Consider the following 10,021-nt stretch of genomic DNA (forward strand, 5'->3'; position numbering starts at 1 on the left):
ATGGCGCGCGCCCTCGCCCGCACGGCCCGTCCCGCTCTCCTCGCCGAGGCGAGAACCCGCAGAAAAGGCGCGCTCTGGCCGTACCTGCTGGTGGCCCCGGCCCTGGCCGCCTTCGCGTGCCTGCTCGTCTACCCGCTGGCCCGCAGCGTCGTCATCTCCTTCCAGCACTTCCGGCTGGGCGAGCTGATCAGGGGCGGGGCGGCCTTCGAGGGCCTCGCCAACTACGCCGAGGCCCTCGGCGGGCCGGAGTTCTGGGCGGTCGTACGGCGGACCTTCCTGTGGACCGCCGCCAACGTCGTACTGATCATGGTGATCGGCACCGCCGTGGCGCTGATGCTGCCGCACCTGGGACGCCGGATGCGGCTGGCCGTCATGAGCGGGATGGTGCTCACCTGGGCCACGCCGGTGCTGGCGGCGACGACGATCTTCCAGTGGCTCTTCCAGTCGCGTCTGGGCGTCGTCAACTGGGTGCTGGTCAGGCTCGGCTTCGACTCCTTCCGCGACTACACGTGGTTCGCCGACGGACGGGCGACCTTCGCGATCCTGGTCGCGCTGGTGGTCTGGCAGTCGGTGCCGTTCGCCGCGCTCACCCTCTACGCGGGACTCACCACCATTCCCGGAGAGCTGTACGAGGCGGCCCGGATCGACGGGGCCGGGCCGTGGCAGGTCTTCGGCCGGGTCACGTTTCCCATCCTGCGCCCGCTGTTCGGCCTGATCACGTCGCTGGAGGTCATCTGGGTCCTCACCTGCTTCGCGCAGATCTGGGCGATCAGCAAGGGCGGCCCCGGCGGCGCCACCGCCACCCTGCCGGTCTACGCGTTCCAGATCGCGCAGTCGCTGCACCGGTACGACCTGGGGTCGGCCGTCTCCACGCTGACCGTGCTGATGCTGCTCGCGGTGCTGGTCGTCCACCTGCGGCGGATGTTCCGGGAGGAGGGAGCGTGAGGAGGGCCGCGCTCAACCTGGCAGCCGTGGGCGTGCTGGCGGTGTCGGTGTTCCCCGTCTACTGGATGGTGATCACCGCGTTCAAGCCGACGGTGGACATCCTGACCGAGACGCCGGCGTTCTGGCCCGCCCGGCCGACCCTCGACCACTTCGCGACAGCCGTACGCGCCGCCGGGTTCTGGACGTTCTGGCGCAACAGCCTGGCGGTCACGCTCGGCGCGGTGGTGCTCGCGCTGGTCGTGGCGCTGCCGGCCGCCTTCGCCGTGGCCCGGCTGCGCTGGCCGGCGCGGCGCGGGTTCATCCTGATGGTCTTCGTCGCCCAGACCGCCCCCTGGTCGGCGCTGCTCGTGCCGGTCTACATCATCGCCCGCGACGCGGACATGCTCGACCGGCTGCCGACGCTGACGCTGGTGTACTTCGTCACGACGCTGCCGTTCACGATCGTGACGCTGCGCGGGTTCATCGCGGCGGTCCCGCCCGAGCTGGAGGAGGCCGCGCTGATGGACGGCTGCGGCCGGGCCGAGGCGTTCCGCCGGGTGGTGCTGCCGCTGCTCGCGCCGGGCCTGATGTCCACGTCGCTGTTCGGCTTCATCACCGCGTGGAACGAATTCGCCTTCGCCAACGCACTCATGATCAAGGACCAGGGCGACCGTACGCTGCCGATCTGGCTGTCCGGGTTCGCCAACGTCTTCGGCACCGACTGGGGCGCCACGATGGCCGCCGCCACGCTGTTCATGCTTCCCGTCCTGCTCGTCTTCCTCGTGCTCCAGCGCCGCGTGTCCTCCGGGATGATCGCGGGCGCGGTGAAGGGATGACCCAGATGATGATTCCGCGGCCCCGCCAGGCGGCCGTGCTCGGGGGAACCGTCACGCTCCACGACGGCCTCGTACGGCACGCGCCCGACGATCCCCGGCTGGGAGAGGAGGGATATCGCATCGACGTCACGCCGGACGGCGCGGAGCTGGCGGCGGGAGGACCCGCCGGGCGCTTCTACGGCCTGCGGACCCTGGCGGCACTCGGCCCCGAGGCGCCGCTGTGCCGGATCACCGACCGGCCCGCGCACTCCTGGCGAGGGGTGATGCTCGACGTCGCCCGGCACTTCATGCCGAAGGACTTCGTGCTGCGGCTGATCGACCTGCTGGCGGTCCACCGGCTCAACCGGCTGCACCTGCACCTGACCGACGACCAGGGCTGGCGGCTGCAGATCAAGCGCTATCCCCGGCTCACCGAGGTCAGCGGGGAGCACTACACGCAGGAGGACATCCGGGAGATCGTGTCGTACGCCGCCGACCGGTTCGTCACGATCGTGCCCGAGATCGAGATGCCGGGGCACGCCCAGGCGGCGATCGCCGCCTATCCCTGGCTCGGCAACCACCCGTCACGCCGTCTGCCGGTCCGCGACTCGTGGGGGATCAGCCCGCACGTGTTCAACCTGGAGGAGGCGGCCGTCGGCTTCTGCCGGGACGTGCTCGACGAGGTCATGGACCTGTTCCCCGGCGAGTACGTCCACCTCGGCGGCGACGAGTGCCCGCCGGACGAGTGGGCGCACAGCGAGGCGGCGTTGCGGCGGATCGCCGAGCTCGGGCTGCCGGGCCCGGATGCGGCGCGGGCGTGGTTCACCTCAACCGTCGGCGCGTACGTGACCTCCCGGGGCCGGCGCCCGATCCACTGGTACGACACCCCTGGTGGGCCCCCCGGCGTCACGGCGATGACATGGCTCGACCACGAGAGCGGACCGCGGGCGGCCCTCGAAGGGCTCGACGTCGTGCTGGCCCCGCACACCAGCACCTACCTCGACTACCCGGCCGACGCCCCCGGCCCGCACGGCCGGATGCTCTCCCTCGCCGACGTCTACGGGTTCACGCCGCCCCCGGCCCCCGAGGGGGCGGCGGGCCGGATCCTCGGGGTGCAGTGCCAGCTCTGGACCGAGTACATGCCCACGCCCGAGCACGTCGAGGCGATGGCCTTCCCCCGGTTGTGCGCCTTCGCCGAAGTGGCCTGGGGCACGGCGGGGGACTACCGCGACTTCCTGCGCAGACTCACCCCTCATCTGGAGTCGCTGGGCGTCCGGCCGGGGCCGGTCATCCCCTGAACTCCGCAATCCACCCCCCACGAAAGGAAGACTGCGGTGTCACGAAAGCTCTTATGGGGCGGCCTAGCGGCCGTCCTGCTGGCCGCGCTGGTCGTAGCGCTGCCCGCGCAGGCGGCCCAGTCGCTGCGCCTGCGCTACAAGACGAGCGCGACCGGCGCCACCGCCGACCAGGTGGAGCCCTGGTTCGACCTGGTCAACAGCGGGACCACGGCGGTGCCGCTGAACACCGTCAAGATCCGCTACTACTTCAGGGCCGACTCACCGGCGCAGCAGTACCGCTTCGCCTGCTCATGGGCGGTGATCTCCTGCTCCACCGTCACCGGGACCTTTCAGACGATCTCGCCGGGAACGGCCACGGCCGACCGCTACCTGGAGGTCGGCTTCACCTCCGGCAGCCTGGCGGCCGGCGCGTCGACCGGCGACCTGCAACTGCGCTTCTACCGGGCCGACTGGCAGACGATCAGGCAGAGCGACGACTACTCCTTCGGCCCCGCCCGGACGACGTACGGCGACTGGGACAAGGTCACGGTCCACCAGGGCGGCACGCTGGTGTGGGGCACCCCGCCCGCGGGCGTGACGGACCCCTCGCCGTCCCCGTCCCCCTCCACCTCGCCGTCGCCGGGCGGTCCGGGCGGCGGCAGCGGAGTCGTCTTCGACGACTTCGCCTACGCCTCCTCGTCGGACCCGCAGATCACGGCGCACAACTGGACCGTACGGACCAACAGCGGCGGCCCCGGTGTCCCCGGCGCGAGCTGGCCGGCGTCCAACGTGAGCTTCCCCGTCGTGAGCGGGAGCAACAAGGCGCTGCAACTGCGGGCGGCCACGGACGGCACCGCGGGAGGCACCTCGCAGGCCGAGTTCCTGCACCAGCGGAAGTTCTTCGAGGGCACGTACGCCGCGCGGGTGAAGTTCGCCGACGCCCCCGACAGCGGACCGGACGGCGACAACATCGTGGAGACGTTCTTCACCATCACGCCCCTCGCCTACGACCTCGACCCGGACTACAGCGAGCAGGACTTCGAGTACCTGCCGAACGGCGGCTGGGGCGCGCAGGGCCCGATCATGTACACCACCACCTGGGAGACCTACCGCAACGAGCCCTGGCTCGCGGTCAACACGCACACCGAGCGGACGGCGAGCTACGCCGGCTGGCACGACCTCGTGCTCCAGGTCTCCGGGGGCACGGTCCGCTACTACATCGACGGCACGCTGTTCGCCGAGCACGGCGGCGACTACTACCCCGAGACGCCGCAGTCGGTGAACTTCAACCTCTGGTTCATCTCCGGCGGGCTGCTGGGCAGCGCCACCCCGCGCGTCTACACGCAGCAGGTCGACTGGTTCTACTTCAGCAAGAACGAGGCCGTGGCTCCGGCCGAGATCACCTCCAGGGTGAACGCGTTCCGGAGCGCCGGCACCACGTGGAAGGACACCGTGCCCATGCCGTAGCCGGTATCGCCCGGGTCCCGGCGTGTCCGGGGCCCGGGCGACCGGTCAGTCGAGGAGATCGGGGTCGGAGGCGAGGATCTGGTCCAGCAGGGGCTGGAAGTTGATCCAGCCGACGAGGTCGTTGCCGATCTGGCCGTGCGTGAGCTTGGCGTTCTCGTGCGAGATGGGCACCGTCGGCCCGGCGGCCTTGGCCGCGAGCTGCGCCTGGCAGCTGCGCTCCATCGTGATGAACCACCAGGCCGCCGCCTCCACGCTGTCGCCCACGGTCAGCAGCCCGTGGTTGCGCAGGATGACCGCCTTGTGCGAGCCCAGCGCCCGCGCGATGCGGCGGCCCTCCTCGGTCTCCACGACCACCCCCGTGTAGTCGTCAAACAGGGCGTGGTCCTCGTAGAACGCGCACGCGTCCTGCGTCAGCGGCTCGAGCAGCGTCCCGAGCGCCGACAGGGCCTTGCCGTACACCGAGTGGGAGTGGGCGGCGGCGACCACGTCGGGCCTGGCCCGGTGCACCATCGAGTGGATGGCGAACGCCGCCTGGTTGACGTGGTGGCGGCCCTCCACCACCTGGCCCTCGTGGTTGACCAGGATCAGGTCGCCGACCTTGATCTGCTTGAACGACATGCCGAACGGGTTCACCCAGAAATGGTCGGTGTGCTCCGGGTCCCGGGCCGTGATGTGGCCGGCCACGCCCTCCTCGAAGCCGAACCTCCCGAACAGGCGCAGCGCCGCCGCGAGCCGCTCCTTGCGGTGACGCCGCTCCTCCTCCACGGTGGCGAAGGTCGGCGGCAGCCGGAAGGCGAGCTGGTCGGCGGGCACGGGCTGCAGGTCGGACAGGCTCATCGCGGCTCCCAGGGCTCGTGAGGCGTACCCGTCCAGCCTGTCCTCCGCCGCCGTCCCCTGTCCACGCGGGAACCGAATCTTCTTCGGTGCCCCTGGCGGCTTCGGTCCTGTCCGACGGGGCAGTGGAGGCCGACCGAATCCGCGTAAGGTGCATGCAGCCTGAGAGACGGGAGGTACCGATGCGGCTGGAGGCCGTCTTCTTCGACGTCGGAGAGACCCTGGTGGACGAGACCCGCGAATACGGCACCTGGGCCGACTGGCTGGGCGTCCCGCGGCACACCTTCTCCGCCGTGTTCGGCGCCGTGATCGCGCGCGGCGGCGACTACCGGGACACCTTCCAGCACTTCCGGCCAGGTTTCGACCTGCACGCCGAGCGGGAACGCCGGGTCCGGGAAGGCCAGGCCGAGACGTTCGGCGAGGAGAACCTCTACCCCGACGCCCGGCTCTGCCTGGCCGAGCTGCGGGAGATGGGGCTGCGCGTCGGCCTCGCCGGCAACCAGACCGCCCGCGCCGAGACCATCCTGCGCGCCCTGGACCTGCCCGTGGACGTAATCGGCACCTCCGACGGCTGGGGGGTGGAGAAGCCCGACACGTCCTTCTTCGACCGGCTGGTGGCGGAGGCCGGCTGTCCGGCGGAATCCGTCCTCTACGTGGGCGACCGCCTCGACAACGACATCCGGCCCGCCCAGAAGTCCGGGCTGCGCACCGCCCTCGTACGGCGGGGCCCGTGGGGCCACATCCTCCGCGACGAGACGGCGGCCCGGGCCTGCCTGTTCCATGTCGACTCGCTGGCCGAGCTTCCCGCGCTCGTCCGCAAGCACAACGGCGACTGACGGCTCACCCGGCCTCCGTGAGGTCGATCGAGGCGGCCAGTTCCACCACCACGTCGAGCAGGTTCCGCACGGCCTGCCGGTCGCGCGCGGGGTGCCAGGCCATGACGGTCTCGGCCCGTTCATCCGCGAGCGGCACGAACACGACCCCGGTGCGCCGCAGGCTGTGCGCCGACCGGGCGAGCCGGGTGACCCCGACCCCGGCGGCGACCAGGCCGAGCAGGCTCGGCACGCCCTCGGCCCGCTGTGTCACCCGTGGCTCGAAGCCCGCCGTGCGGAAGTCCTCGTCGTACTTGCGGTGCCACGGCTCCCACGAGCCGCGCGGCGTGAGCACCCAGGGCTCGCCGGCCAGGTCGGCGAGCCGCAGCTCGGCCCGCCCGGCGAGCGGGTGACCGGTCGGCAGGACCGCGCAGACGCGCTCGGCGACCAGCGTGACCGTCTTCAGGTCGTCCACGAGCGGCGGCCGGGTGAAGGCCGCGTCGTACCGCCCGTCCCGCAGACCGCCGACGAGATCGGCGATGCCGACCGCCTCGGTGACGAGATCCACGTCCGGGTACCGTTCGCGGAACGCGCGGACGACCGGCGGCATCATGTAGTTCGCGGTGGAGACGAGGAAGGCCAGGCGCAGCCTGCCGACCTCGCCGCGCTCGGCGCGACGGGCGGTCTCCACGGCGGCGTCCGCCCGGGCCAGCACCGCGCGCGCCTCGGGCAGGAACACCCGCCCGACCTCGGTGAGGCGGGTGCCCCGGGCGTCCCGGTCGAACAGCCGCGTGCCGAGGGCGCGCTCGAGCGCGACGATCTGCTGTGAGAGCGACTGCTGGGCGATGCGCAGCTCCCGCGCGGCCACGGTGAAGCTCAGATGCTCGGCCACGGCGACGAAGTACCGCAGATGACGCAGCTCGGGGGTCACAGGCTCTGACTGTAACGGCCGCAGGAAACGTGTGTTGGCGCGGCGGGTCCCGTACGGCGGACAGTGGTCCCACTGACTACGGAAACGAGGAGTGAGGACCATGACCGGACGGGTGTGGCTGATCACCGGATGCTCGGCGGGCTTCGGCCGGGAGCTGGCCGAGGCCGCTCTGGCCGCGGGGGATCGCGTGATGGCGACCGCGCGACGCCCCGAGGCGCTCGCCGCCCTGGCGGAACTCGGCGGCGACCGTGTGCGCGTCTCGCGGCTGGACGTCACCGACGCCGCCTCCGTCGACGCGGCAGTGGCCGAGACGCTGTCCGCCTTCGGCCGGATCGACGTCGTGGTGAACAACGCCGGCCACGGGTCGGTGGGAGCCGTCGAGGAGCTGTCGATGAGCGACCTGCGCGCGCTGATGGAGGTCATGTTCTTCGGGGCGGTGACCGTGACCAAGGCCGTCCTGCCACATCTGCGCCGCCAGGGGAGCGGGACCGTCGTGCAGATGAGCTCGATGGGCGGGCAGCTCAGCATGCCGGGCTTCGGCGCCTACTGCGCCGCCAAGTTCGCCCTGGAGGGGTTGTCGGAGGCGCTCGCCGCCGAGGTCGCGCCCTTCGGCGTACGGGTGCTGATCGTCGAGCCGGGCGCGTTCCGCACCGAGTTCGGCGGCCACCGCATGCACCGTTCTGAGCCCATCGACGCCTACCGGCTGTCCGCGGGCGCGACCCGGGCCTTCGTGGACGGCATGGACGGCACGCAGCCGGGCGATCCGGCCAAGGCCGCGCGGGCGATCCTCCAGGTGCTGGACGACGCCGAGCCGCCGCTGCGCCTCGCCCTGGGTGACGACGCGGTCGACGCCCTCCGCGCCCACCACGAGATGCTCCGCGCGGACCTGGACCGATGGGAGAAGCTGAGCCGGGCGACGAGCCTCTAGAGTCGCCGGGATGAAGCTCGATCACGATGCCGACGTCACGCCGCTGCTCGGCCGCGACTGGAGTGCGGTGAACCACCGGGACGCGCTGGCGGTCCTCGCCAGGCTCGGCTGGATGCCCTGTGGCGTGGGTGACTGGGCCGTCGGGCTGCGCTCGCCCCGCGGCCTGTTCGCCGCGCGGATCTGCCCGTTCGACCCGGCCTATCCGGCCTTCCTCGAACTGTGCCGTCGCTGCCCCGGCAACCCGTACCTGCCGCGGGTGGCGCTCGCCGAGGCCCTCGACGGCGGCGGCTCGCTCACGGTGCTGGAGTTCCTGGCCCCGGCCGCACCGGAGGAGGCGGCGGAGGTGGCCCGCCGATGGCGCGAGGGGGAGGGGGACGAGGCGCTCGACGCCGTACGGCGCGCCGCCCTCACGGTGGACGAGGAGTGGCGGGCGCGGACGCCGTGGTGGGACGGGATCGACCTCAACCACGGCAACGTCCGCCGGGCGGTGGACGGGAGGATCGCGCTCGTCGACGTCTTCTGCATGGACGGGGCGTCGCTGTACCGCCAGGTGCTCGACGACTCCGCCGTCGTGCGCGAACGCCTGTCCGCAGCCGGGACGAGGCACCTGCTGGACATCCCGTACATCGCCCGCGAGAGCTCTCCGGCGGAGATCGAGGCGCTGCGCGCGGCGTGGCGGACGGGGGCCGCCGTCACATCGTGAGCTCGGGGTGCCTGGCGCGGCCGAGCTCGGCCAGCCGTTCGTCCAGCGCCCGCGTGGCCGCCGCGGGCGGCAGGACCTTCAGCACGCCGCGGACACGGTCGTGCCCGATCGCGTACCACTGGTCCTCGAGCGCGTCGACCGCCTCCCGGAGATGCTCGGCGGCCTGGTCGCCGTCGGTGGAGGCGTGCGCGGCGGCGAGGTCGGCGAGCAGCACCGAGCGCTGCTTGCCGCCGTTCGGGCCCAGGTCGTCGAGCGCCTTGCGCAACCGGCGGGCCGCCTCCTCGTGGTTGCCCGCCGTCAGCGCGCTGTAGCCGGCGAAGCCGTCGAGCCTGGCCCGCTCGAAGAAGTCCAGCCAGGACGGGTCGTCGCCGCTCGCGTCGATCATGTGGTCGGCCCGGTCGATGTGGCGCATGCACTCCTTCGGCTCGCCGCAGCGGGCCGAGATCTCCGACGCCACACAGTGGAGCCATGCCCTGGTCAGCGGGCCGACGCCGTGCCAGGCGTGCGCGAACGCGGCGTCGAGCAGGCCCAGGGCGTCCGTACGGTGGCCCTCGAACCCCGGCACGAACGCCGCGTGGGCGAGCACGGCGGCGGCCAGGGGATGGTCCCCGCACTCCCGGGTGGCCGACAGGGCCATGCGGAACAGCCGCGCCGCGGTGGGGCCGTCGTTCAGGTCGAAGAAGGCGACCCTGCCCGACAGCAGGGCCGAGCGGGCGGCCGCCTCGGCCAGCGTGTGCCGGACCGCCCCCTCCGGGGCCGCCCGCAGCAGGCTCATGCCGAGCCGCGTGTGCGCGACCGACGCCTGGAAGATGTCGTCCGGGGGCGAGGTCCAGTAGAGGGCGGCCTGCTTGTCGACCACCCGGGCGAACGCCTCGGCCGACTCGGCGTCGACCCCGCGCCCGCGTTCCACCGCCGCGGGAAGACGCTCGCCGCCCTCACCGATGAGCGGAGCGAGCACGCCCGCGCCGAAGAGCCCCCGCAGGAACGTGGAGCGGTCGATGCCGTCTGCGGCGATCATGCTCAGCAGCCTCCGTATCTCGTCCACCACCTCCGTGACCGGCCGCATGGCCATCTCGTCGGGGGTGAGCAGTCCCAGTTCGCTCGCGGGCTTGTCGAAAATCGTCACCAGATGCTTGCGATAGCGCGGATCCGGCCACCGCTCGCCGGTCTCCCATCGCCTGACCGTGTTGGCCGTCAGGCCGGTGTCCTTCTCGTCGCACGACCGCATGGACGTACGAATGCGTTCGCACAGCTCCTCGTAGGACCACCCGCGCTGCAGGCGTTCCCACGCGAGCCGGCGATTTTGCGGATGGCGGTGGTTGGCCGGCAT

General features: G+C 72.1%; 10 protein-coding genes. 7 read left to right on the plus strand and 3 right to left on the minus strand.

Annotated features, from left to right (window positions below; genetic code table 11):
• From ACWEQG_RS18750 to ACWEQG_RS18765, 4 genes are read left to right on the plus strand one after another with little or no spacing between them, the layout of a single operon-like run.
• Nucleotides 1-945 carry a carbohydrate ABC transporter permease gene (locus tag ACWEQG_RS18750; RefSeq protein ID WP_452286167.1) on the plus strand — a complete coding sequence of 315 codons (945 nt, stop codon included), beginning with the start codon at nt 1-3 and terminating at the stop codon, nt 943-945.
• On the plus strand, nt 942-1,760 hold the full coding sequence (locus tag ACWEQG_RS18755) for a carbohydrate ABC transporter permease (protein WP_182906483.1): 819 nt from the start codon (nt 942-944) through the stop codon (nt 1,758-1,760). Before ACWEQG_RS18750 ends, ACWEQG_RS18755 begins: the two co-directional genes overlap by 4 nt.
• 5 nt (nt 1,761-1,765) lie before the next feature.
• The gene (locus tag ACWEQG_RS18760; protein ID WP_452286169.1) at nt 1,766-3,037 is read left to right on the plus strand and encodes a beta-N-acetylhexosaminidase; all 1,272 of its coding nucleotides are present in this window, start codon (nt 1,766-1,768) and stop codon (nt 3,035-3,037) included.
• 36 nt (nt 3,038-3,073) lie between these two features.
• Entirely contained in the window at nt 3,074-4,483 is a 1,410-nt protein-coding gene (locus ACWEQG_RS18765) for a cellulose binding domain-containing protein (protein ID WP_452286171.1), read from the plus strand.
• A gap of 45 nt (nt 4,484-4,528) precedes the next feature.
• On the opposite strand, the gene ACWEQG_RS18770 is transcribed toward ACWEQG_RS18765, so the two are convergent.
• Entirely contained in the window at nt 4,529-5,320 is a 792-nt protein-coding gene (locus ACWEQG_RS18770) for a class II aldolase/adducin family protein (protein WP_452286173.1), read from the minus strand.
• Nucleotides 5,321-5,499: 179 nt separating this feature from the next.
• Here ACWEQG_RS18770 and ACWEQG_RS18775 point away from each other — a divergent pair, with 179 nt between their 5' ends.
• Complete coding sequence (locus ACWEQG_RS18775; protein WP_452286175.1) at nt 5,500-6,153, plus strand: HAD family hydrolase; 654 nt, start codon at nt 5,500-5,502, stop codon at nt 6,151-6,153.
• 4 nt (nt 6,154-6,157) lie between these two features.
• On the opposite strand, the gene ACWEQG_RS18780 is transcribed toward ACWEQG_RS18775, so the two are convergent.
• Nucleotides 6,158-7,060, minus strand: a complete 903-nt coding sequence (locus ACWEQG_RS18780; RefSeq protein ID WP_452286178.1) for a LysR family transcriptional regulator — start codon at nt 7,058-7,060, stop codon at nt 6,158-6,160.
• A 100-nt stretch (nt 7,061-7,160) separates the two neighbouring features.
• Between ACWEQG_RS18780 and ACWEQG_RS18785 the strand changes: the two genes are divergently transcribed.
• Entirely contained in the window at nt 7,161-7,988 is an 828-nt protein-coding gene (locus ACWEQG_RS18785; protein WP_452286180.1) for an oxidoreductase, read from the plus strand.
• A gap of 10 nt (nt 7,989-7,998) precedes the next feature.
• Nucleotides 7,999-8,691, plus strand: coding sequence for a hypothetical protein (locus ACWEQG_RS18790; protein WP_452286182.1), 693 nt, complete (start codon nt 7,999-8,001; stop codon nt 8,689-8,691).
• Here ACWEQG_RS18790 and ACWEQG_RS18795 read toward each other — a convergent pair.
• A complete protein-coding gene (locus ACWEQG_RS18795) occupies nt 8,681-10,021 on the minus strand; it encodes a helix-turn-helix domain-containing protein (protein WP_452286184.1) in 1,341 nt (446 codons plus the stop codon). The genes ACWEQG_RS18790 and ACWEQG_RS18795 overlap by 11 nt on opposite strands.

Source organism: Microbispora sp. NPDC004025 (assembly GCF_053604425.1).

Coding starts and splice junctions, on each gene's coding strand:
- ACWEQG_RS18770 (WP_452286173.1), bottom strand. CDS start 5,320: ATGAGCCTGTCCGACCTGCAGCCCGTGCCCGCCGACCAGCTCGCCTTC.
- ACWEQG_RS18795 (WP_452286184.1), bottom strand. CDS start 10,021: ATGCCGGCCAACCACCGCCATCCGCAAAATCGCCGGCTCGCGTGGGAA.
- ACWEQG_RS18790 (WP_452286182.1), top strand. CDS start 7,999: ATGAAGCTCGATCACGATGCCGACGTCACGCCGCTGCTCGGCCGCGAC.
- ACWEQG_RS18750 (WP_452286167.1), top strand. CDS start 1: ATGGCGCGCGCCCTCGCCCGCACGGCCCGTCCCGCTCTCCTCGCCGAG.
- ACWEQG_RS18775 (WP_452286175.1), top strand. CDS start 5,500: ATGCGGCTGGAGGCCGTCTTCTTCGACGTCGGAGAGACCCTGGTGGAC.
- ACWEQG_RS18785 (WP_452286180.1), top strand. CDS start 7,161: ATGACCGGACGGGTGTGGCTGATCACCGGATGCTCGGCGGGCTTCGGC.
- ACWEQG_RS18760 (WP_452286169.1), top strand. CDS start 1,766: ATGATGATTCCGCGGCCCCGCCAGGCGGCCGTGCTCGGGGGAACCGTC.